The 22,542-nt window shown below is 64.0% G+C and carries 25 protein-coding genes and 1 pseudogene; 21 read left to right on the plus strand and 5 right to left on the minus strand.

Going from position 1 to position 22,542, the window contains the following annotated elements; all coding sequences use genetic code 11:
* Positions 1 to 31 precede the first annotated feature (31 nt).
* From P6U29_RS11165 to P6U29_RS11185, 5 genes are all read right to left on the minus strand, one after another.
* The gene (locus P6U29_RS11165) at positions 32 to 1,030 is read right to left on the minus strand and encodes an IS110 family transposase (RefSeq protein ID WP_407115512.1); all 999 of its coding nucleotides are present in this window, start codon (positions 1,028 to 1,030) and stop codon (positions 32 to 34) included.
* A 473-nt stretch (positions 1,031 to 1,503) separates the two neighbouring features.
* Entirely contained in the window at positions 1,504 to 2,139 is a 636-nt protein-coding gene (locus P6U29_RS11170) for a MarR family winged helix-turn-helix transcriptional regulator (protein ID WP_407117635.1), read from the minus strand.
* Positions 2,140 to 2,956: 817 nt separating this feature from the next.
* Complete coding sequence (gene fliI, locus P6U29_RS11175) at positions 2,957 to 4,282, minus strand: flagellar protein export ATPase FliI (RefSeq protein WP_407117636.1); 1,326 nt, start codon at positions 4,280 to 4,282, stop codon at positions 2,957 to 2,959.
* Between the two features lie 42 nt (positions 4,283 to 4,324).
* Positions 4,325 to 5,053, minus strand: coding sequence for a flagellar basal-body rod protein FlgF (gene flgF / locus P6U29_RS11180; RefSeq protein WP_407117637.1), 729 nt, complete (start codon positions 5,051 to 5,053; stop codon positions 4,325 to 4,327).
* 3 nt (positions 5,054 to 5,056) lie between these two features.
* Positions 5,057 to 5,845, minus strand: coding sequence for a DUF1217 domain-containing protein (locus tag P6U29_RS11185; protein WP_407117638.1), 789 nt, complete (start codon positions 5,843 to 5,845; stop codon positions 5,057 to 5,059).
* A 142-nt stretch (positions 5,846 to 5,987) separates the two neighbouring features.
* Between P6U29_RS11185 and P6U29_RS11190 the strand changes: the two genes are divergently transcribed.
* The 21 genes and pseudogenes from P6U29_RS11190 (at position 5,988) to P6U29_RS11290 (ending at position 22,536) form a co-directional block, all read left to right on the plus strand.
* Positions 5,988 to 6,734: a motility-associated protein gene (locus P6U29_RS11190; RefSeq protein WP_407117639.1), complete on the plus strand. Its 747-nt coding sequence runs from the start codon at positions 5,988 to 5,990 to the stop codon at positions 6,732 to 6,734.
* A pseudogene (locus P6U29_RS11195) lies at positions 6,735 to 7,301 on the plus strand (MotA/TolQ/ExbB proton channel family protein); the annotation flags it as partial.
* A complete protein-coding gene (locus tag P6U29_RS11200; RefSeq protein ID WP_407117640.1) occupies positions 7,298 to 8,239 on the plus strand; it encodes a flagellar motor switch protein FliM in 942 nt (313 codons plus the stop codon). The pseudogene P6U29_RS11195 and the gene P6U29_RS11200, both read left to right, overlap by 4 nt.
* Positions 8,220 to 8,534 (plus strand): hypothetical protein, encoded by a 315-nt coding sequence (locus tag P6U29_RS11205; protein WP_407117642.1) that lies wholly within the window; start codon positions 8,220 to 8,222, stop codon positions 8,532 to 8,534. Before P6U29_RS11200 ends, P6U29_RS11205 begins: the two co-directional genes overlap by 20 nt.
* Before the next feature lie 76 nt (positions 8,535 to 8,610).
* The gene (fliN, locus tag P6U29_RS11210) at positions 8,611 to 8,985 is read left to right on the plus strand and encodes a flagellar motor switch protein FliN (RefSeq protein WP_027572802.1); all 375 of its coding nucleotides are present in this window, start codon (positions 8,611 to 8,613) and stop codon (positions 8,983 to 8,985) included.
* Between the two features lie 2 nt (positions 8,986 to 8,987).
* The gene (locus P6U29_RS11215) at positions 8,988 to 10,028 is read left to right on the plus strand and encodes a flagellar motor switch protein FliG (protein ID WP_407117643.1); all 1,041 of its coding nucleotides are present in this window, start codon (positions 8,988 to 8,990) and stop codon (positions 10,026 to 10,028) included.
* Between the two features lie 13 nt (positions 10,029 to 10,041).
* Positions 10,042 to 11,127 carry a flagellar biosynthesis protein FlhB gene (gene flhB / locus P6U29_RS11220; RefSeq protein WP_407117644.1) on the plus strand — a complete coding sequence of 362 codons (1,086 nt, stop codon included), beginning with the start codon at positions 10,042 to 10,044 and terminating at the stop codon, positions 11,125 to 11,127.
* A 64-nt stretch (positions 11,128 to 11,191) separates the two neighbouring features.
* Complete coding sequence (gene flgB, locus P6U29_RS11225; protein WP_407117646.1) at positions 11,192 to 11,593, plus strand: flagellar basal body rod protein FlgB; 402 nt, start codon at positions 11,192 to 11,194, stop codon at positions 11,591 to 11,593.
* Between the two features lie 11 nt (positions 11,594 to 11,604).
* Positions 11,605 to 12,021, plus strand: coding sequence for a flagellar basal body rod protein FlgC (gene flgC, locus P6U29_RS11230; protein WP_018641261.1), 417 nt, complete (start codon positions 11,605 to 11,607; stop codon positions 12,019 to 12,021).
* A 2-nt stretch (positions 12,022 to 12,023) separates the two neighbouring features.
* The gene (locus P6U29_RS11235; RefSeq protein WP_407117647.1) at positions 12,024 to 12,353 is read left to right on the plus strand and encodes a flagellar hook-basal body complex protein FliE; all 330 of its coding nucleotides are present in this window, start codon (positions 12,024 to 12,026) and stop codon (positions 12,351 to 12,353) included.
* An 18-nt stretch (positions 12,354 to 12,371) separates the two neighbouring features.
* Positions 12,372 to 13,160 (plus strand): flagellar basal-body rod protein FlgG, encoded by a 789-nt coding sequence (gene flgG, locus P6U29_RS11240; RefSeq protein WP_407117648.1) that lies wholly within the window; start codon positions 12,372 to 12,374, stop codon positions 13,158 to 13,160.
* A 13-nt stretch (positions 13,161 to 13,173) separates the two neighbouring features.
* Entirely contained in the window at positions 13,174 to 13,650 is a 477-nt protein-coding gene (gene flgA, locus P6U29_RS11245) for a flagellar basal body P-ring formation chaperone FlgA (RefSeq protein ID WP_407117650.1), read from the plus strand.
* Entirely contained in the window at positions 13,647 to 14,777 is a 1,131-nt protein-coding gene (gene flgI / locus P6U29_RS11250) for a flagellar basal body P-ring protein FlgI (protein ID WP_407117652.1), read from the plus strand. The genes flgA and flgI overlap by 4 nt, the downstream gene beginning before the upstream one ends.
* A 67-nt stretch (positions 14,778 to 14,844) precedes the next feature.
* The gene (locus tag P6U29_RS11255) at positions 14,845 to 15,615 is read left to right on the plus strand and encodes a MotE family protein (RefSeq protein ID WP_407117654.1); all 771 of its coding nucleotides are present in this window, start codon (positions 14,845 to 14,847) and stop codon (positions 15,613 to 15,615) included.
* Entirely contained in the window at positions 15,616 to 16,323 is a 708-nt protein-coding gene (flgH, locus tag P6U29_RS11260; protein WP_407117655.1) for a flagellar basal body L-ring protein FlgH, read from the plus strand.
* A gap of 42 nt (positions 16,324 to 16,365) precedes the next feature.
* Positions 16,366 to 16,809: a flagellar basal body-associated FliL family protein gene (locus tag P6U29_RS11265; protein ID WP_407117656.1), complete on the plus strand. Its 444-nt coding sequence runs from the start codon at positions 16,366 to 16,368 to the stop codon at positions 16,807 to 16,809.
* Complete coding sequence (gene fliP / locus P6U29_RS11270; protein ID WP_407117658.1) at positions 16,806 to 17,546, plus strand: flagellar type III secretion system pore protein FliP; 741 nt, start codon at positions 16,806 to 16,808, stop codon at positions 17,544 to 17,546. The genes P6U29_RS11265 and fliP overlap by 4 nt, the downstream gene beginning before the upstream one ends.
* 266 nt (positions 17,547 to 17,812) lie before the next feature.
* Positions 17,813 to 18,721 (plus strand): flagellin, encoded by a 909-nt coding sequence (locus tag P6U29_RS11275; protein WP_027572790.1) that lies wholly within the window; start codon positions 17,813 to 17,815, stop codon positions 18,719 to 18,721.
* Positions 18,722 to 18,996: 275 nt separating this feature from the next.
* Positions 18,997 to 19,911 (plus strand): flagellin, encoded by a 915-nt coding sequence (locus P6U29_RS11280; protein ID WP_407117659.1) that lies wholly within the window; start codon positions 18,997 to 18,999, stop codon positions 19,909 to 19,911.
* Between the two features lie 304 nt (positions 19,912 to 20,215).
* Positions 20,216 to 21,841, plus strand: a complete 1,626-nt coding sequence (gene fliF, locus P6U29_RS11285; protein ID WP_407117661.1) for a flagellar basal-body MS-ring/collar protein FliF — start codon at positions 20,216 to 20,218, stop codon at positions 21,839 to 21,841.
* The gene (locus tag P6U29_RS11290) at positions 21,838 to 22,536 is read left to right on the plus strand and encodes a hypothetical protein (RefSeq protein ID WP_407117662.1); all 699 of its coding nucleotides are present in this window, start codon (positions 21,838 to 21,840) and stop codon (positions 22,534 to 22,536) included. The genes fliF and P6U29_RS11290 overlap by 4 nt, the downstream gene beginning before the upstream one ends.
* Positions 22,537 to 22,542: the final 6 nt, after the last annotated feature.

The following is a 22,542-nucleotide window of genomic DNA, read 5'->3' on the forward strand; positions in this document are numbered from 1 at the left end:
GACGGCCTTGACCCCGCCCGCTCACCGGTCTTCAGGCGGTGCATGCGCTCGGCTGAGGCCGAGCGGGTTCGCTCAGTTCGTAGCGGCGAGCATCCCATTTCTGGCGCCGGGCGATCATGGTGTTGAGAATGCCGATGAGCTTGCGCATGCAGGCGATCAGCGCAACCTTCGGCTCCTTCCCTTTAGCGATCAGACGATCATAGAAGGCCATGATCACAGGGTTGTGCCGCGTCGCAGCGCCGAGGCAAGCCATGTAGAAGAGATTGCGAACCTTTCGGCGTCCACCTTTTACATGGCGATCACCGCGTCGCTTCCCGCTGTCGTCATCGTAAGGAGCTGCTCCCAACAGCGCAGCGGCGATCCTGTTGCTCACCTGGCCAAGTTCCGGCATCGCGGCGACCAGACCGGCGGATGTGATCTTGCCGAGCCCTGGCACGCTCTCGATGATCTCGGCAAGTTCGGCCAAATGTGGCGCGGCCTTGATCATTGCGGCGATCGCAACCTCGAGCTTGGCAACTTCGTCTGCGATCTGCTTTAACAACCGAGCCTGCATCTGCTGGACGATTTTGGGGGCGGCATGCTCGCCCCTATTTTTCAGGCTCGTCTGCAGATCGAGCAGGCTCTGGCGCGCTTTTACGACCTGCACCAGATTCTCGCGGGCCGTGTCATGGGCCTGATCTGGAGCATCGGTGAAGGTCTCGGCAAACCAGGCGATCATCTCCGCATCGATCGCATCGTTCTTGGCGAGTTGTCCGGCTGATCGAGCGAAATCACGCACGCGCTTGGGGTCGACGATCCGGGCTTCGATGTCGGCCTGACGCAGCGCCTTAGCCCACTCTCGCTCGTAACCGCCAGATGCCTCCATGACCGCCTTGGCAACCTTGTATTTGCGCAGCCAGCGGATCAGACCGCGCCGTCCTTCTGCAGTGCTAGGAAACGTCTGCCGTTGCGACACCGCGCGGATGCATGCATCCACCTTGTCCTTGGCCACATCGATCCCGACGACAACGCCACCGTTTTGTGCCATCATCCACTCCCTTCCTTGCTCGGTTCGGGCTCGAAGCCCATGCAACTGTTCGGGTTGAGGAAGACACCGGATCTGTCCCACGCTCCCGGACAGGCTCTCAAGGCCTTTGAGCACGGTCGGGCTCAGATCCAGCGACGGGCGGTTGGTCAGAACCGCCCGTTGGCGTTTTTTGGCACAATTTGCAGACACAAGAGCGCGGCATAAGCCGTCCGACCACTGCGCAGGGAAGGCCGTGTGTACGGCTTCACCTGTATGCCGCTGTGCAAATCCTTTTGCGCTACACGCGCACAGCGGACCGTGGGTGCCAGCCGGCACCCGGCCTTTCCTGCGCCCTCTTGGATCGAGAGGGTGGAGCGACCAAGCAAAGCTCGGGCGAAATCAGCCGCGAGAATGGGAAGGCGTGTCTGCGATTCAAACGTGGATCGGGGAGCAAAGCAGCGCCGATGCCTCTTGCTCCGTCATTGCGAGCGCCCGCCTCACCCCTGGCTCGCCACGCGCGCGCGGTCGAGATGCTGCTCGATCTTGGGCCGGTCACGCGTGCGCTCGAAACTGGTGCAGAGCAGTTCGGTCTCCGCGAGCGAGATCGGAGCACGATAGAGCCGGCACATGAATTCGGCGTTTCCACGTCCTTTGCCGGTGCCCGGGCCGCGCTCTGCGAGAAACATGCAGTCCCGGCAGATGCTGGCATCGAGTCGCTGATGGGCCGCGTCGAGATGATTGAGGATCTCGCGGAGAGAGTCGCGCAGCCTGATACACTCCTCGGTCCCGAGTGCCGTCACCGCATTCACCACGTGGTTGATCGGGTCGTGCTGGCTCAGGCATTTCTCGCCCTGGGGCGTGACGTGCAGGACGACGGAGCGCTTGTCCTCGTGCGACGGCTTTCGCACCAGAAAGGACTTGCTCTCCAGAGTCTTCACGATCTGCGATGCAGTCGCTCGGGTGGCGCCGATAAAGCCGGCCAGCGCGGACGGAGTGCGCGAAAACCTGTTGGCGCGGCCGAGAAAGCGCAGCGCCATCCACTCCCGATCGCGCAACCCATGCTGATCGCCTTCGAAATACCAAGCCCTCGCCGCCTGAACCAGCAGCTCGACGGCTTCTCGCGCCAATGGCATGAATCTACCTCGTCCCCGAAGCTTCGTCTGCGGCGTCCCGAAGCCGCTTTGCGCCCTGAGTGTCCGACCAGCATGTCATGTCGAACTCTCGTGCAAAGGCACGGGCCGCGACGCGTCGCACCTTGGCCGTCGCATCGTCCAGCGGGAGAGGCTGCGTCGCCGATGACATGCCCGCAGCGCCATCGTCGCGCGGGAGCCCGGGTTGCCGTCGCCGGCAGACGGTGGATCGGAGTAGTTCAACCGAAGCCCCAAAGTTCAAGTCACACGCAGACGTTTTTTGTGTTCCGCGGAAACGATGAATGAGCTTCTCAACAAAATCAAGTAGAGACCCTCGCGGAGACTGGATGTCGTCGCAAGCGAATGTAACGTTCAAAGACAATCTCGCGCGTCGGGACACATGATGGTGAACGCAATAGGCTGCCTGACGAGCAGCATGCGCTCAACTGTACGAAGGTTTGTTTGCACGGCACGTTGTTGGCTGTCGTTGACGCAAATTGATCGAAGCTTGTGCACGACGATGGTGTTTGCCGGCACGTCATCCACAACTTGTACGTTCTGCCGGAGAATCGTGAGGGGAACTCACAGGAATTGCACGTGCCGGTTGTCGTCGCCGTGCGCGCGAAATTGTCCGCTCGAACGCTTACACCGCGGCCGCGCGTTGCGCTCATCCGCACGGCGGATGCGCTCACGGCGGAAATCGGTGACGGACGTGCGCGCGCATGCGCTGGAAGCGTGGCGACATGCGCAATCTGCTGTCGAAAACCACGAGCAGGACGGGCGGCAGACGCCTCTCGCGTCGTCTCACCCTCGCCCCCTGCTAATCGCCCTTGAGCATGTCCCGCAGCTCGCGGAATGGATCGGCGCTCGGCGGGGCCGAAGCGCCTTGCCGCATCGCGCTGTAGATTCTCGGAACCATCTCGACCGCTTGGTCGAGGCCCGAATCACGCCCCGACTGATATCCGCCCATCAGGCGAAGGTCGCGCGTGTCCTCGTATTTCGCGATCATGGCGCGCAGCTTGCTCACTAATTCGCGCTCCTCGGGGTCCCAGACGTTATGGGCGAGCCGGGAGACCGAGGCCAGGACGTCCACGGCCGGATAGCGAGCCTGGTCGGCGATGTGCCTGGAGAGCACGATGTGCCCGTCGAGCGTGCTGCGGATGGTATCGGCGATCGGCTCGTTGTGATCGTCGCCGTCGACCAGCACGGAGAAGATCCCGGTGATCGTGCCGGATCCCTCCTCGCCGGGCCCGGCGCGCTCCAGCAGGCGCGGCAGATCCGTGAACACCGTCGGCGCGTAACCGCGCGCGACCGCGGGCTCGCCGGCGGCAAGCGCGACCTCGCGAGCGGCATGGGCGAAGCGGGTGATCGAATCGACCATGAGCAGCACCGATTCGCCCCGGTCGCGGAAATATTCGGCGACCGCCATGGCCGTCTTCGGCGCCAGCCGCCGCATCATCGGGCTTTCGTCGCCCGTCGACACGATTGTGACAGCGCGATGACGGTCGGTGCCCAGCACGTCCTCGATGAACTCGCGCACCTCGCGGCCGCGCTCGCCGACCAGGGCAAGCACGACGGTGTCGAAACCCTGGCTGCGGGCGAGCATCGCAAGCAGTGTCGATTTGCCGACGCCGGATCCGGCAAAGATGCCGACGCGCTGGCCGGCGCAGATCGGCGCGAACAGGTCGATGACGCGCACGCCGGTGCGCAGCGGCTTGTGCACGCGTGCGCGCTTCATGGCCGACGGCGCCTCCGCCTCCGCCGAGACTGCCTGGGATCCCTGGGTGAGGGGCTCCTGTCCGTCCAGCGGCGCGCCGAGCGCGTTGATAACGCGGCCCCTCCAGCTCGGATCGGGCGCGAAGGACAGAGGCGGCATCCGGTAGGCGACCGAGCCGAGCCCGCCGGCAAACTGCCGGTCAAACGGCTTGGCAATGATGCCGTCGCTGTCGATCCGCACCACCTCGCCGATCTGGCGCTTGCCGGCCGAATTGACGCCGATGAGCTCGCCGAGCCTGACGAAGCGCGACAGGCCGGAGACGCGGAAATGCGTCGGCGCGATCTCGGAGATCGCGCCGCTGACGCTTGCCAGGGGAGTGCTCTGCTGAAGCTCCAGCAGCGCCCACTCGAGTTGCCGAAGAGCGTTCAAGGAAACCGTCCAACCTCAATCTCAATGCGCGCGAGGCGCAGCCTACTTGCCAGGTTCGCCGAGCGTGCGGATCGCGTTCTGGAGCGAGCTCTCGGTGCCCTCGATCATCGAGTTGGTGCCGTCGAAAGCACGCGAGGCCGCCATCAGCTTGGTCAATTCCATCATCGGATTGGCGCCGGACCCTTCGACGTAGCCCTGCTTGAAGCCGTCCCGGGAGAAATCGGCGATGGCCGTCGCTGGCCGGTCGGGCGTCACGCCGGAATTGCCGTAACGTTCGAGATTGGCATCGGCCGGAATGCTGAACAGGCCGATGGTGCCGATCTCGTTATTGTCCTGGGTGATCGCGCCGCTGCGCGCGATCGAGATCGGTCCGCCGTTCGGGTCGAGCGTGATCTGCGCGCCGCCGGAATCGACCACGGGAAACCCGCTGACGGTCTGAAGATCGCCGTTGGGAGCGATCTGGAGGCGGCCGTCGCGCGTATAGACCGTGCCGTTCGGACCGGCGAAGGCGATCCAGCCCTGTCCGATCACGGCGACATCGAGCGGGTTGCCGGTCTCGGTGATGTTGCCGGCCTGGCGCGAGATGATGTTGTCGCCGGGCGAGGAGAACGCCACCGGGGTCGGACCTGCCTTGGACAGCACGGTCTCGAACTTCACCACGTCGGTGCGGAACGCCGCCGTGTTGACGTTGGCGACGTTGTTGGCGATCGTCTGGAGGCGCTTTTCGAGGGCGACCTGCGCCGACAATCCCACATAGAGAGCCGATTGCATGACTTACCTGTTGAACTTGATGTTCTGAAGCGTCGTGAGCACGTTGGTATCCATGCTGATCGACGTCGCGGCGCCCGCGATCAGCACCAGCGCGGGATTGGTCGAGTCGTCGCTCTGGGCCTGGGTCGCATCCCACATCGCCGCAAAGCGCTGCACGAACTTGGTCACCTTGGCCGGGTCCTGGAAGTCGGTGAGGTTGATCTTGCTCGCGATCATCTTGGCCTGGGCGTCGATGTCGGCCGAGCTGATCGTCGCCGGCAGACCGAGCGCGGTCTGAACCACCTGCGTCAGCGCCTTGTCCGCGAGAATCTGGTACGCGGTGGTGATCGTGGAAGCCTTGCGGGTGAAATACAGCGCCAATCGCAGACCTTCGTTCTGATCGCCGGCCTTCTCCTCCATCGTCTGCGTGACGTATTGGGTTGCCGTGCCGGTCGTGGCTGCGGCGGTCTGGGTCGCCTTGTCGCCGAGGGCGGCGAAATTGAAGGCGGTGGCGAACTGCCTATAGCGGACGTCGGTGAGCTTGTTGGCGAAGGCGTCCTTGCTCGTAACCCCCTCGGTCAGCACCTTGCGCATGAACGCCTTGGCATAGGTCATGTCGCTGAGGCCATAGGCCTTCATGGCGTAGGAGTAGAGACGATAGTCCTTCAGGAAATCGTCGATCGTCTTCACGTTGCCGATATGGCTGAGGAAATAATCAGTCTCGCGGCTGACATCCGGCTGCTTCGCGACCTGCGTCAGTGACTTGCCCATGTCCTGGGTCAGCCTGGTGTAGTCCGCGATGGTGGATAGCATGACACGCGCCCCTCTAGCCGCTGTTGCGGCACCGCTTCAAGCTGCCGCGCATTGCTTGCGCGGGGCTGACGACGAGGAAACCAGCCTCGCGCAAGCGTCGCCAAATAGATATTCCCGGTGGGATCGGCGATGGAGCGGCGCGTTGGGCAGTTTCGTGGGGATTTTCATCACGGTAGCGGCGCTGCTCGGCGGCTTTGCCGCCATGGGCGGGCATCTGGCCGTGCTCATGCAGCCGTGGGAATTCGTCATCATCGTAGGCACCGCGGTCGGCACCTTCATCCTGGCCAATCCGTGGAAGACGGTCGTAGATAGCGGTGTCGCCTGCATGCAGGCAATCACCAACGCGGTGCCGGGGCAGCGCTATTACCTCGACCTGCTGGGGGCGCTGCACGCCCTGATGCGTGAGCTGCGCGGCAAGGGCCGCAACGAGGTGGAGGCGCATATCGACGATCCCTCGTCGTCCGAGATCTTCAAGGCGTTCCCCAGTGTGCTCGGCGACCCGTCGCTGCTCCAGTTCATCTGCGACTATGTCCGTCTCATCATCATGGGCAACGCGCGCACGCACGAGATCGAGGCGTTGATGGACGAGGAGATCCACACCATCGTGAAGGGCAAGCTGGCGCCTTATCATGCGCTGGTGACGGTGTCCGAGGCGATGCCGGCGCTCGGCATCGTCGCCGCCGTGCTCGGCGTCATCAAGGCAATGGGCGCGCTCGACCAGTCGCCGAAGCTGCTGGGCGGCTTCATCGGCGCCGCGCTGGTCGGCACCTTCGCCGGCATCTTCCTGTCCTACGGCATCATTTCGCCCTTTGCGCTCAAGATCAAGATGACGCGCGAGAAGAAATGCAGGCCCGAGGATCATCCACACATATCGACGCATCGTCGTTGAGAGGCGTTCCCCAGTGTGCTCGGCGACCCGTCGCTGCTCCAGTTCATCTGCGACTATGTCCGTCTCATCATCATGGGCAACGCGCGCACGCACGAGATCGAGGCGTTGATGGACGAGGAGATCCACACCATCGTGAAGGGCAAGCTGGCGCCTTATCATGCGCTGGTGACGGTGTCCGAGGCGATGCCGGCGCTCGGCATCGTCGCCGCCGTGCTCGGCGTCATCAAGGCAATGGGCGCGCTCGACCAGTCGCCGAAGCTGCTGGGCGGCTTCATCGGCGCCGCGCTGGTCGGCACCTTCGCCGGCATCTTCCTGTCCTACGGCATCATTTCGCCCTTTGCGCTCAAGATCAAGATGACGCGCGAGAAGAAATGCAGGCCCTACATCATCGTCAAGCAGACGCTGTTGGCGTTCATGAACGGCGCTATGCCGCAAATCGCCGTCGAGCACGGCCGCAAGATGATCGCGAGCACCGAGCGGCCCTCGATCGACGTCGTCGAGAATGAGACCATCGCAGGTCCCAAGGCCGTCGTGACCGAGGCCGAACCCAAGGCGGCGCGCGCATGATGATGGAAGACGTCGAGGTCGACCAGCGGAAGCAGCTGCCGAACTACCTGCTCGATGCGGCGGGTATCTCCATCGAACGCATGCCGATGCTCAATGTGATCTTCGATCGCATGGCCGCATCGTGCACCGACAGCCTGCAGCCGATGGCTGGAACGCCCTGCTATTTCTCGGTCAACGGCATCACCAACGACCGGGTCGGCGACATCATCAAGGACTACGAGGCCAATGCGGTCGCGGCGGTGCTCTATGCCGAGCAGTGGGACTCCCGCGTCATCATCATGCTCGATCGTGACTTCGTGTTCACGATGGTCGAGGCGATGTTCGGCTCCGACGGCGCCGAGCCGCCGCTCGACGTCGAGCGCTCGTTCTCGAACATCGAACTCCGCCTGGTGCAGGCGTTGTTCGAGCGGTTCGCCAAGGCGCTGCAATCCGCCTTCGCCGGCACTTCGAACGTCACCTTTCGCGTGGAGCGGGTCGAGACGGCGATGGCGTCCTTGGCGATCGGGCGGAGCGGCAACATGTCGATCTGCGCAAACATCATGCTGCAGGCGCTCTACCGCGGCGGTCAGATGTTCCTCATCATTCCGCACTCCGCGCTCAATCCGCTCCGTCAGAAGCTCGCTCATGTCGTCGTCAGCGACGGTCGCGCGGCCGACCCACGCTGGCGCGAACAGATGGAGAGCGAGGTCCAGCGGACCGAGGTGACGCTCAGCGCGGTGCTCGACGAGAAGATGGTGACGCTCGGTGACGTCGTGAAGTTCGAGGTCGGGCAGGTGCTCGAGCTGGAGGCGACGCCGCGCACGCTGGCCCGTCTCGAAAGCAACAATCAGGTGCTGTTCTGGTGCCAGATCGGCCAGCTTGATGGCTATTACGCCATGCAGGTGGCAGATCCCGTCGATCAGAAGCGGGAGTTCGTCGATGATATCCTATCTCGTTGATGTCGTGTTGCTGGTTGCGCTCGCTTTCACCAGCTTGCGGGTGACCAGGATGCACCGCGAGCTGGCGCGGTTGCGCAGCTATCAGGGCGAATTCTCGACCATCGTGCACGAGACGGCGGGCGCCTTCGACACGGTCATCACCGCGGCACACGATTCCACCGCAAATCTCGGACGGCTCGCCAACGTGCTGAGCGCGAAGATCGATCAGGCCCATGAGGCGATCGCGGCGCTCGATGCGCGGAGCGGGCTCGCACCTGCCGCGACCGCAGGCGGCGCCGACCTGAACAAGCACTGAAGCCCGAACCGGCAAAGCGAGCACAATCGGAACGCCGCGGCGCTCCGGGAGCGGAAATACCAAGAGGCGATACCCAATGGCGCAATCCTTCGACTATGAGTCTGCACCTGCATCGGCAGAGGCCGAGACGTCTCCGCTCGAACGGCTGGCGGAGATCGCCCAGCGCACGGCCGAGGAGACCGGCAAGTTCGCCAATGTCGACGCCATCCTGCGCATTCCCGTCACCATGCAGGTGGTGCTGGGATCGGCCACTATTCCGGTCGCAAACCTGATGAAGCTCGGACGCGGCGCGGTGGTTCCGCTCGATCACCGGGTCGGTGAGCCCGTCGACGTCGTCGTCAACGGCCGCATCGTCGCCCGCGGCGAGGTGGTCGTCGTCGAAGAGGACAATTCCCGCTTCGGCGTCTCGCTCACGGAGATCGTCGGGCCGCTGGGGCAGGGTGATACCTGACCATGGCGGCACCGGTCGGCATCGCTCCCGTCAAGCAGCGAGGCGTTACCACGCTGGGCGGCACGGAAAAGGTCGCCGCGCTCCTGCTGGCGATGGGCCGACAGGCGGCGGCAAGCGTGCTGCAGCAGTTCGAGCCGCAGGAAATCCGCATCGTCACCAAGGCGGCGGCGGAGCTGCGGCCGATCACCGCGCAGGAGCTCGAGGGAATCGTCGAGGAGTTCGCCCAGCAGTTCTCGATGGGCGCGAATATTCTCGGCACGCTCGGTGGTCTGGAAGCCGTGCTCGGCGACGTGCTGCCGGCCGACCAGGTCTCGCAGATCATGTCGGATCTACTCGGCAATTCGAGCCGGTCGGTGTGGGACCGCGTCTCGTCGGTGTCCGAGAACTCGCTGGCGAGCTACCTGTCCAAGGAGCATCCGCAGACCGCGGCGCTGATCCTGTCCAAGGTCAAGCCGGCCTGCGCTGCCAAGGTGATGAGCCAGCTGCCCTCGAGCCTGCGCAACGAACTGATGCGGCGCGTGCTCAGCCTCAAGCCGATCGTCGACGACGCGATGAAGGTTCTCGAGAAGACGCTGCACGAGGACCTGACGCTCAATTTTGCCCGCAATCTCGGCGCCGACACCTACGCCCGTGTCGCCGATATCATCAACAAGATGGAGCGCGGCCATATCGAGGACATGCTCAAGAGCCTGTCGGAGAAGCGGCCAAAGTCGGCCGAAGTGCTGAAGGAGCTGCTGTTCACCTTCGACGACGTGACCAACCTGACGCCAAAGGCGCGCACCATGATCTTCGACCAGGTGCCAACCGATCGCATCGTGGTCGCGCTGAAGGGCACCGACAAGCATTTCCGCGAGCTGATCCTGTCCTCGGTCGCCTCGCGCGTCCGCCGCGTCGTCGAGCACGAGCTCGCCATCGGCGAGCCGTCGAACCAGCGCGACGTGCTGGAGGCGCGCCGCGTGATCACCGACCTTGCGCTCGAGCTGGCGGAGAAGGGCGAAATCGAGCTCAACCCCGAGCAGGAGGATGAGCTGGTCTTCCGCTGACCGCTGAACGGGCATGGCAGAAACATCCGATCAGGAGAGCAAGACAGAAGAGCCGACCGAGAAGAAAGTCCGCGATGCGCTCGAACAGGGCAAGATTCCGGTCTCTCGGGAGGCTTCCATTTTCGCCTCGATGGCCGCGCTGATGGTGATCCAGGCGTTCCTGATCGGTCAGGGCGTGCAGCAACTGACGCCGACGCTGAAGAGCCTCCTCGACGAGCCCGAGGGCTTCCCGCTCTCTACCGGCGCGGACGCGCAGAACCTGCTCACTGTGGTCGGGCTCCAGGCACTGCGCTTCCTGGTGCCGCTGATCGTCATCCTGGTGGTGTTCGGGCTCGCCGCCTCGATGCTGCAAAACGCGCCGCGCCTGGTGCTCGAGCGCATCAAGCCGGACTTGTCGCGAATCTCCCCGGTGAGCGGCTGGAGCCGGTTGTTCGGGACGCAGGGCCTGATCGAGTTCGCCAAGTCGCTGTTCAAGCTTGTGGCGGTGACCGCCGTCGTCGCCTTCGTGCTGCGCTCGTCCGAGGCGAGAGCCTTCGAGGCGATGTACACCGATCCGGTCGCGTTGCCGGAGATGATTCTCAATATCGCGATGCGCATAGTCTCGGCGATCTGCATCGCGACGATCGTCCTGGTAGCGATCGATCTCGCCTGGGCGCGCTTCCACTGGCGGCGCGAGCTGCGCATGACCAAGCAGGAGATCAAGGACGAGCACAAGCAGGCGGAAGGCGATCCGCTGATCAAGGCGCGCCTGCGCTCGCTGGCGCGTGACCGCTCGCGCCAACGCATGATCGCCTCCGCCGCGCGTGCGACGCTGGTGATTGCGAACCCGACACATTTCGCGATAGCGCTGCGCTACAAGCGCGAGGAAAACGCGGCGCCGCTCGTCGTGGCCAAGGGCATGGACGTGATCGCGCTGAAGATCCGTGAAGTCGCCGAACAGAACCGAATTCCCGTCATCGAAAACAAGGCGTTGGCGCGCGCGCTCTACGAGGCGGTCCAGGTCGATCAGGTGATTCCGGCGGAATTCTTCCGGCCCGTCGCCGAGATCATCTACTTCCTCCAATCCAAGCAGACGCCGCGGCCCGAGAAGGTCCAGTAGATTTCCGAGGATGGCGCTTCGCGCAACAGCTTGACGAAAGCTTAACGCCCTAGGCTTGCTCCGAATGGATCAGAATGGAGCCGTCGTGGGACCGCTTTATCTCTTCGAACTCGCATCGTCGCAGGCGCGGTATCTCGAACTCCGCCAGTCGACCATCGCCACCAACGTTGCCAACGCCAACACGCCGGGCTTTCGGGCACGCGACGTCGAGCCGTTCAACAAGGTGCTCGACGGCATGCCGGTCAGGCTTGCGACGACGTCGCCATCGCACATGCAATTGTCCGCAACCGAGACCGACACGCGGGCGACCGCGAAGAAGGACAGCTGGGAAGTGGTTCACTCCGGCAATTCCGTCAGCCTCGAGCAGGAAATGATCAAGGGCAGCGACGTCAATCGCGACTATTCGATGAACGCGGCGATCGTGCGGTCGTTCCACCGCATGGTTCTGTCGAGTGCAAAGGCCTGAGGTGAGCTGACGTGCTGGACTCATTGAGCGCCTCCCTGACGGTCGCGAGCTCCGGGCTCGAAGCGCAGTCGACGCGCATGCGCATCGTCTCGGAGAATCTCGCGAACGCCACCTCGACAGGACGCACCGCCGGCGCCGATCCGTATCAGCGCAAGACCATCACTTTCGACGCCGCGATGGACCGAGCCTCGGGAGCGCAGCTCGCGAAGGTCAAGGAGATCGGGGTCGACACCACGCCGTATCGCGTGGAGTACGATCCGGGACATCCCGCTGCCGACAAGGCCGGCTACGTCAAGCTGCCGAACGTGAACATGATGATCGAGATGGCCGACATGCGGGAGGTAAACCGGTCCTATGAAGCCAATCTCCAGGTCGTGAAGCAGGTGAGGTCAATGCTCGGCATGACCATCGACCTCTTGAGGAGCTGACAATGCTTGAGGCGATTTCATCCACGGCAATATCCGCCGGCCAGGCGACGGCCCGCGCCACCGAGACGCAGGCCATCTCGCCGGCGGCGACCACCGCGATCCAGAGCAGTGACGACGTCGGCTTCGAATCGGTGATGAAGCAGGTGACGACTGATGCCATCGGGACGCTGAAGGCGGGCGAAGCGGCGTCGATCTCGGCGATGCAGGGCAAGGAATCGACGCGCCGCGTCGTGGAGGCGCTGATGTCGGCCGAGCAGGCCCTGCAAACGGCGGTCGCGGTTCGCGACAAGGTCGTGCAGGCCTACCAAGAAGTCGTTCGGATGTCGATTTGATCTGAGGGAGTGACAATCGTGAAATCGCTCGCCATTGCGGCCACGGGCATGAATGCCCAGCAAACCAACATCGAAGTCATCGCGAACAACATCGCCAACATCAACTCGACATCGTACAAGCGTGCGCGCGCGGAGTTCACCGATCTGTTCTATCAGATGGACCGCATGCAGGGTGTCGCGAATACCAACGGCTCCTCGCCGATTCCGGAGGGCGCCAATCTCGGCCTCGGCGTCAAGTCAGCGGCGATCCGCAAGCTCCACATCCAGGGGGCCCTGACGCAGACCGGCAATCCCTACGACCTCGCGATCAACGGCCGCGGCTGGTTTCAGGTGCTCGGACCCAACAACGAGGTGCAATACACCCGTGCGGGCTCGTTCAACGTCAACGCCAACAGCCAGCTCGTCACCACCGACGGCTATCTGCTGGATCCCGCGATCACCATTCCGCAGGGGACGGTCGAGGTCACGGTCAACCAGACCGGCCAGGTGTTTGCCAAGCTCGACACGGAAGTGAATCCGCGGCAGATCGGCCAACTCAACCTCGCCAACTTCGCCAACGAAGCCGGCCTCGAGCCGCTGGGCGGAAATCTCTATCGCGAGACCACGGCATCCGGCACGCCGGTCGTCGGTCTGCCGGGCGATGCCGGCTACGGCAAGATCAACCAGAAATGGCTCGAAGCCTCGAACGTCGATCCGGTTAAGGAGATCACCGAATTGATCTCGGCGCAGCGCGCCTACGAAATGAACGCCAAGGTCATTCAGGCCTCGGATGAAATGGCCCAGACGGTCTCGAAGGGCATGCGCTAGTTCCGGTGTCTCGATGTTGAACAGGGTGGGTCTGATCATGCGCGGGTTGGCCGCCGTGCTGCTGGTTCTCGTCGCGGCGCGCGTCGCTGCGGCCGAGGAGAAGCGGCTTCCCGTGCCGGCGGTCTCGATCCGCGCCGGCGAGCTGATCCGGGAGGAGATGATCACCGAGCGCGCCTTCGCGCCGAGCTTGCTCGGCGTCGCCATGTTCATCGAAGGGCGTCAGGTCCTGGTCGGCCGCATGGCGCGGCGCGCGCTGTTGCCGGGCCAGCCCATTCCAACCAATGCCGTGGAGGACCCCTGGACCGTCGCCCGCGGCGCCATGGTCAAGGTGGTGGTCGAGGACAGCGGCCTGTCCATCGTCACTTACGGCGCGGCGATGCAGTCGGGTGCGGCCGGCGCGCTGATCCCGGTGCGCAATACGGACACCGGGGTGATCATCAGGGGCGTCGTCCAGCCGGACGGCACCGTCAAGGTCGTGGACGGGTCATGACCAGGCTCCTGCTTGCGCTCATCCTGCTCGTGTCGGCTGCCGGCGCCCAAGCCGCGGTCCGCATCAAGGACATCGCCGACATCAAGGGTTTGCGCGAGAACCAGATCGTCGGCTACGGCCTCGTCATCGGCTTGAACGGCACGGGCGATACGCTTCGCAACGCTCCGTTCACGGAACAGTCCCTGCAATCGATGCTCGAGAACATGGGCATCAACGTCAGGAACGAGACCACGAGCACCAACAACCCCCCGCGTCCGACGACGCTGCGCACGCGCAACGTCGCTGCGGTGATGGTGACTGCGGACCTGCCGCCCTCGATCGGGCCCGGCGAGCGCATGGACGTCACCGTGTCGTCGCTCGGCGATGCGACGTCGCTCCTCGGCGGCACGCTGGTCATGACGTCGTTGCGCGCGGCGGACGGCGCCGTCTACGCGGTGGCGCAGGGCGCGATCACGGTCGCCGGTTACAGCGTCGGAGGCCAGGCGCAGAACGTCAGCCAGGGCACCCCGACGGCTGGGCGCATCCCGAACGGTGCGCTGGTCGAACGCGAGGTGCAGGGAAGCCTCCACGAGATGGAGTTCCTGGTGCTGCAGCTGAAGAACCCGGACTTCGTCACCGCAACGCGGATCCTCGACGCCATCAACCGTTATGCCGGCGGTCGCTATCGCGCGCAGATCGCCTTCGAGCGCGACTACCGCACCATCGTGCTGTCGAAGCCGCGCAATATCGGCCCAGTCCGCTTCCTCGCTGAGATCGGCGAATTGGTGGTCGAGCCGGACACGCCGGCGCGGGTCGTCATCAACGAGCGCACCGGCACGGTCGTGATCGGGCGCGACGTCCGAATATCGACCGTCGCAGTGACCCACGGCAATCTGACGGTTCGTGTCACGGAGATGCCGGTTGTGTCGCAGCCGGCGCCGTTTTCGCGAGGGCAGACGGTGGTCGTTCCGCAAACGGTGGTCGAGGCCAACGAGGCGGGATCGCAGGTGGCGATCCTGAGCGGGGTCGATCTCCAGCGCCTGGTGCGAGGGCTGAATCAGATCGGCCTGAAGCCATCGGGAATCATCGCGATCCTTCAGGCGATCAAGACGGCAGGGGCGCTCCAGGCCGACGTCATCGTGCAATGATGCATAAGCGTCGTGCAAGCTTGGTCGCTCAATGCTGAGGTCTGAAGCGAGAATCGCGCGCGGCCCGATGCTGAAGCTGGATCACAAAGCCAAACTCCTCCTGCTGGCCGCGGCCTCTGTGCTCGCGATCGCATCGCCCGCGCTGGCGCTGGAGGAGGCCAAGCCGTCGAAGCCGCTCAACCTGCTCTCGTTCGCGCGTGCCCGCGCGGGCGGACCGCAGAAGCCGCAGCCGCCGGCCACCGCGATACCAGGCGACAATGCTTCGATCCGGGCGACGGCATGGGCGGCCGAAGATTCAGGTCCCGCGATCACCGGTGCGGTGCCGGCTGCCGAGACGCCGACACCCGCGCCTACGCCCACACCGGCACGTTCGGCCAAGCCCGGCAGCGTCACGGCGCCGCCGAAACCTGCGCCGCCGCAGGCTGCGCCGGCCCCGGACAACGAAATCGCCCTGTTCTGCAGCAACGTCGCCGATCCCGCCGTCGACGCAAGGCTGGCCTGGCAGCTCAAGGAGCTGGAGAAGGCCGAGAGCCTGCTCCGCGAGCGCATCGCGGAAGTTGAGTCCAAGCGCGCCGAGTACGAAAAGTGGATGGCGCTGCGGGACGACTTCCTGAAGAAGGCCGAGGCGAGTGTGGTCGAGATCTATTCGCGCATGAAGCCCGAAGCTGCGGCGACCCAGATCGCCGGCATGACCGACGAGACCGCCGCCGCCGTGCTCGCCAAGCTCAGCCCGAGGAGCTCGAGCGCGATCTTCAATGAGATGGATACGGCACGCGCGGCGCACCTCGCCGATTTGCTCGGCGGCATGCGCCGCGTGGATGACGGAAAGACCAAATAGATGAACAAGCCGATCCTCATCCTCTCGCTCCTGGCGGCGTCCGTGTTCCTGGCCGGATGCTTTCACGATCCGGCTGAAGTCCTGACCGGTCCGCAAATGTCGCCCGTCGGCAGCGGCTTGAGGACGCAGGCCGATCCGATCCCGGTGACGCCGCGCATGCGTACGCCTGTCAGCTATCGCTCGACCTGGGATGACGGCACCGATCTCTACCGCGATCCCCGCGCCCGGCGCACCGGCGACGTTGTGACGGTGATCATCTCGATGCAGGATAAGGCCAAGCTCGACAACAAGACCGGCCGCTCGCGCGATTCCCAGATCAAGTTCGGGCTCGACTGGCTGATGGACGTCGCCGGATGGAGCGACAAGGGCCAGGCCAACGCCAACCTCAGCACCAACACCCAGATCAAGGGCAACGGCCAGATCGACCGCGCCGAGGACATCAAGCTGTCGATCGCGGCCATTGTCACCGACGTGCTGCCGAACGGCAACATGATGATCAGCGGATCGCAGGAATTTCGCGTCAACACGGAGATGCGCGTGCTCAACGTCGGCGGCATCGTGCGTCCGCGCGACATCTCGCGAGCAAACACGATCACCTACGACAAGATCGCAGAGGCGCGCGTGTCCTATGGCGGGCGCGGAAATCTGTCGGATGTACAGCAGCCTGGATGGGGACACCGGATCTATGACGCCGTGGCACCATTCTGACGCTCGCACTGATCGGGTCGCACCGCGACGGCAGGGGATGCCATGCGCCTGATCGCCGCCATCGCCGTGCTGACCCTGATTGCGATCGGCGCGGGCGCCTTTGCCGGCCTGCATCTGATCGCGGCCGCCGAGCGCGTTGCCGATGCCAAGAAGAGCGCTGCGTCGCCGCCGATCGCGTCGAGCTACGCCGGCAGCGCGCGGCTCCGGAAACTATCTCCGATCGTGACCAATCTCGCCGCGCCGGCCAACAACTGGGCGCGCATCGAAGCCTCCATGGTGACCGACAGCATGAGCGACGAGGATGCCGGTATTCTGGCCGCCCACATCAGCGAGGACATCGTCACCTATTTGCGGTCGACGACGGTTGCGCAGTTCGAGGGCTCGCGCGGGCTCCAGCACCTGCGCGACGACCTGACCGAGCGTGCCAACATCCGCTCCTCGGGCAAGGTCCGCGAACTGATCATCGAGACGCTGGTGATCCAGTGAGAGTGAGAATCCTGCTGCTCGCGTTGATCCTGGTCGTGCTGCCCGAAGTGGCGTTGGCCCAGATTCCAGACCTGAATTCCCTGTTGCCGCCCGGAAACGGCTCGACCAGCGGTCGGATCATCCAGCTGATGGCACTGATCACGGTGCTGTCGGTGGCGCCTGGGCTGCTCATCATGGTGACGAGCTTCACGCGCTTTGCGGTCGCGTTGTCATTCCTGCGCGCCGGTCTCGGCCTCCAGACCACGCCTGCGAACCTGGTGCTGATCAGTCTCGCGTTGTTCATGACCTTCTACGTCATGGCGCCGACCTTCGACAGGGCCTGGGAGAGCGGCGTCCAGCCGCTGATGAAGAACGAGATCTCGGAAGAAGAAGCCTATCTGAAGATCACCGATCCGTTCCGCGAGTTCATGCTGGCCCACGTCCGCGACAAGGATCTCCAGACCTTCGAAGCGCTCGCCGCGGAGAGCTTCCGCAAGAAGTTCGACGACAAGCGGATCGATTTGCGCGTCATCATTCCGGCCTTCATGATCTCCGAACTCAGGCGCTCGTTCGAGATCGGATTCCTGATCATCCTGCCGTTCCTGGTAATCGACATGATCGTGGCGACGCTGACCATGTCGATGGGCATGATGATGATGCCGCCGACGATCCTCGCGCTGCCCTTCAAGATGCTGTTCTTCGTGCTGATCGACGGCTGGAATCTGCTCGCCTCCGGACTGGTGCGGTCGTTCTCGTGACCGACCGAGATCGCTGGCCGGCTGAATATGGTTAAGCGCTACACGCTGGTTATGGTTAGCGGCAAGTAATGTTAACCATATGATTTTACTACTGAATTCAAGTCGGCCTTAATCTGGAAGCAAGATTCGGCGTGCTAGCAATGCGGCACGGCGGGTTGGACCCCACCCACATCAGTCCAAAGGCATGATGCCGTCCCTCCGTACCGGTGAAAGCCCGGTATGTCCCCTCGTGAAAATGTATCGCGTACAAAAAAGGGACATTCGCAATGTCAAGCCTGCTTACGAACTCGACTGCCATGACCGCACTCCAGACCCTGCGGTCTGTGAGTTCGCAACTCTCTACCACGCAGAACCGGATCTCCACCGGTCAGCGCGTGGCCACCGCTTCGGACAACGCCGCCTATTGGTCGATCGCCACCTCGATGCGCGCCGACAACGCCGCGCTCTCCGCGGTCTCCGACTCGCTCGGTCTGTCGGCCGCGACCGTCGACACCGAATATACCGCTCTGACCACGGTCATCGGTGACAAGGACTCCGGTCTGACCAAGCTGCAGTCGCTGCTGGTCCAAGCCAAGACCGCGGGTATCGACCGCACCAAGATCCAGGCGGACGTTACCCAGATCCAGCAACAGATGAAGAGCACGGCCAATGCCGCGACCTTCAACGGCATCAACTGGCTGAGCACGACGACCGGCACCACACCGACGAGCTTCAGCCTCGTGTCGTCCTATTCTCGCGTCGGCGGCACGCCCACGATCGGCTCCATCACCGTGACGACCGCCAACTACACGCTCTACTCCAGCACGCAGACCGGCATTCTGGACACCGTGAGCGGCAGTGCGTCGGTCGACACGATCAACATCTCCGCGCTGACCGACTCGGCAGCTGACCAGACCACGCTCGATGGCTACATCGCGCAGGTCACGACTGCCATCAATTCGGTGGCCGCGTCTGCCGCCAACCTCGGCGCCGTCAAGAACCGTATTTCGACCAACACGGAGTTCGTGAAGTCGCTGATGGACTCGGTTGATCGCGGTGTCGGCCAGCTCGTCGACGCGGACATGAATGCGGAATCCACCCGCCTGGCTGCCCTTCAGGTCCAGCAGCAGCTCGGCGTTCAGGCGCTTTCGATCGCCAACAACAGCAGCCAGAGCATCCTGTCGCTGTTCCGCTAAGACTTTAATCATCGGAGGAGGGCCGCGCTTCCCGCGAAGCGCGGCCCTTTCGTTTGGCGTGACGCCGCGCGCACGCCTTCATTTCGGTTACCTGTTGCAAGTGGAGCACAGAGCCACAAGCCTCGCACAAGCTTCGCTCGCTAACCTCGCCGTTACGACAGATTGGGTCTTGAACCCGCGCTCGCGGGAGCCCAAAGGCATGACGCCGCCCTGTCGTACCGGTGCAAGTCCGGTATGTCCCCCAAGCTCAATTCAATCTTCAAAGGGACATCAAAATGGGTTCTAGCCTTCTTACCAACTCCTCCGCCATGACCGCGCTCCAGACCCTGCGGTCCGTCAGCGCGCAACTCGCCACCACGCAGAACCGGATCTCCACCGGTCAGCGCGTGTCCACTGCTTCGGACAACGCCGCCTACTGGTCGATCGCGACGTCGATGCGCTCTGACAACGCCGCGCTCTCCGCGGTCTCCGACTCGCTCGGTCTGTCGGCCGCGACCGTCGACACCGAATACACCGCTCTGACCTCGGTGATCGGCGACAAGGAATCCGGCCTGACCAAGCTCCAGGCGCTGCTGGTCGAAGCCAAGACCGCGGGTATCGACCGCACCAAGATTCAGGCGGACATCACCCAGATCCAGCAGGACATGAAGCTCAAGGCCAACTCGGCCACCTTCAACGGTATCAACTGGCTGAGCACGACGACGGGTACCACCCCGACGAGCTTCAATCTCGTCTCGTCGTATTCGCGTGTTGGCGGCACGCCCACGATCGGCTCCATCACCGTGACGACCGCCAACTACACGCTCTACTCCACCACGCAGACCGGTATTCTGGACACCGTGAGCGGCAGTGCGTCGGTCAACACGATCAACATCTCCGCCCTGACCGACTCGGCCGCTGACCAGACCACGCTCGATGGCTACATCGCGCAGGTCACCGCCGCGATCAACTCGGTGAGCTCTGCCGCTGCCGATCTCGGTGCCGTCAAGAACCGCATCTCGACCAACACGGAGTTCGTCAAGACCCTGATGGACTCGGTTGACCGCGGCGTCGGTCAGCTCGTCGACGCCGACATGAACGCGGAATCGACCCGCCTCCAGGCTTTGCAGACCCAGCAGCAGCTCGGCGTTCAGGCGCTCTCGATCGCCAACCAGAACAGCCAGAGCATCCTGTCGCTGTTCCGCGGCTAAGCGGCGCTTTCGAAACGACCGTGCTCCCTCAGGGAGCACGGTCCCCGCCATGATCGGCGGACGCGACGGCACAGGACGTGCCGGCAATCGACCTCCCGACGCCAGACTTCGTGCGACACGCCGCAGCCGATCGCGCTGCCATGCGTCCGAGCGGCCGCTTGTGGCCGCCAAACTGATTGCGTCGCCAAAGTTCTTGTAAAATTGCAACGCCTTGCCAGCGAACCGACACAATCGTGTCTTCGCGCAACCTTCAGACAAGGTTGGCAGCTGAGTGTCCTCTACATTCGCATTGGTACGAGGTCATATGCTCAGTCGTGCGCAGGTACAGCAACTGCTCAACAATCTGCTGGAGCTTGGGCCGCGGCGTCTGATGGCCTTGGGGCTGATCGGCTTTGCAGTTCTCGTCACCGTCGTCGGCGGCACCTATTACCTCAGCCGGCCTGAGTTCGAGACGCTCTATACCGGGCTCACCCGCGAAGACGTGACGCGCATAGGCGCGGCGCTGCGCGAGCAGAACATCACCTTCGACGTCAATTCCGCTGGCGATGCCGTCTCGGTGCGCCCAAGCCAGACCATGCAGGCGCGGATGCTGCTCGCCGAGAAGGGGCTGCCGACCAGCGCCAATTCCGGTTACGAGCTCTTCGACAAGATCGGCTCGCTCGGCCTGACCTCGTTCATGCAGGAGGTCACCAAGCTCCGGGCGCTGGAAGGCGAGATTGCGCGCACGGTCCAACTGATGAAGGGCGTGAAGGCAGCGCGGGTGCATATCGTGCTGCCGGTGCGCGGCTCGTTCCGCGCGACGCAGCAGCCGCCTTCGGCGTCGGTCGTGCTGCGCACCGACGGCGCGATCGAGGCGCGCACCGCGCAGTCGATCCGTCATCTCGTCGCCGCCGCCATCCCCGGCATGAGCCGCGACAAGGTGACGGTGCTGGATGCCGACGGCTCGATGCTGCTCGCCGAAGAGGACGAGGCGAGCGCCGCGCCGACCAAGATGGCGAGCCTGCAGAAGACGGTCAGCGGCATGGTGCAGGAGAACATCCGCAAGGCGCTGACGCCGTATCTCGGCCTCGACAATTTCGAGGTGAGCGTCGCGCCGCAGCTGTCCACCGACAAGCGGCAGATCAACGAGACGGTCTACGATCCCGAGAACCGCGCCGAGCGCTCGGTGCGGAACGTGCGCGAGAAGGAATCGTCGCAGAACGCCGACCGTTCGACGCCGACCACGGTGCAGCAAAATCTCCCCGATCAGCAGGTGAACGCCGGGGGCGGCAAGAACTCCAGCGAGGACAAGACCCGTCGCGAGGACGTCACCAACTTCGAGGTCTCGTCCAAGACCACGACGACGGTGAGCGATGGATATTCGGTCAAGAAGCTGTTCATCGCCGTCCTGGTCAACCGCGCGCGGCTGGTCGCCGATCTCGGCGACAAGAGCAACCAGGCCATCGTCGACAGCAAGCTCGCCGAGATCAGTCAGCTCGCGGCGACGGCGGGCGGACTGGACAAGGCGCGCGGGGATCAGATCCAGGTGACGGCGGTCGATTTCATCGAGGGCTCCCGTGAGCTGGCGCCGGTGCCCCCGATCAGCTTCGTCGAGATGATCAACAAGCAGCTCGGCAGCGTCATCAATGCGGTGACGATCCTGGCCGTTGCTTCGATGCTGGTCTGGTTCGGGCTTCGGCCCGCGGTCAACGGCATTCTGACCCATCGCGCGGAGCAGGAGCAGGCCGAGGCGGCTGAGGCCGCCCAACTCGAGGCTTCGGCGGCCCTTGCGTTGGCTGACAGCGAGGAAGCGGAGCTCAACCTCGTCGAAGACCTTGAAGGCAAGATGCAGCGAACGCCGCAGAAGCGGCTGGAGCAGATCGTCCGGCTCGATCAGATGCAGGCGGCGGCTATCCTTAAGGATTGGATGCGGCGCGAGGAGGCGGCATGAACGCGTCAATCGGAAAACTCCTGACGCAGTTCGATGCGAATGGCCGCGTCAAGTCGCCGCCGCCTCCGCCGCCGAAAATTCAGGACGTGCTGACCAGGCCGAAGGAAGCCCGGCGTGAGCCGCAGTCTCAACCGCAGCCTCAGACCCAACCGCAGCCGCAGCCTCAGGCGACGCCTGCGGCACCCGTGACGGAAGCTCCGGCGGTCAATCTCCTGGACGATGCCTATCGGCGCGGCCATGCGGCCGGCGTCGCGGAAGGCGAAGCCAAGCTCGCCGAGGAGCGTGTTCGCAGCGCGATCCGGCTCGGCGAGGAGCGGGCCAAATGGTCGGACCAGCAGGCGGCCGCGATCGTCAGCGGCTTCGAGGCGGCCTGCCGCGAGATCGAGACCAACATCGCAAGCTCCGTTGCGCGGATATTGCTGCCGTTCCTCACTGAGGCGGTGCGCGACAAGGCGATCGGATCGCTGGTCGAGCAGGTCGCGGTGCTGACCGGCAATTCTCCGGTGCCGGTGTTCAAGGTCACTGGCCCGAGCGAGCTGCTCGACCTCGTGAAGACGCAGCTCGAGGCGTCCAGGCGAACGGGCATCGTATACGAGGCCGCCGACACCTCCGAGGTCCGCGTCATGGTCGACCAGACCGTGATCGAGACGCAGATCTCCGCCTGGAGTGAACGCCTCAAGGAAGCGCGCCGGTAGTCCGCC

It is taken from the genome of Bradyrhizobium sp. LMG 9283, from assembly GCF_045571415.1.
In the GTDB taxonomy this organism is placed as follows: Bacteria; Pseudomonadota; Alphaproteobacteria; order Rhizobiales; family Xanthobacteraceae; genus Bradyrhizobium.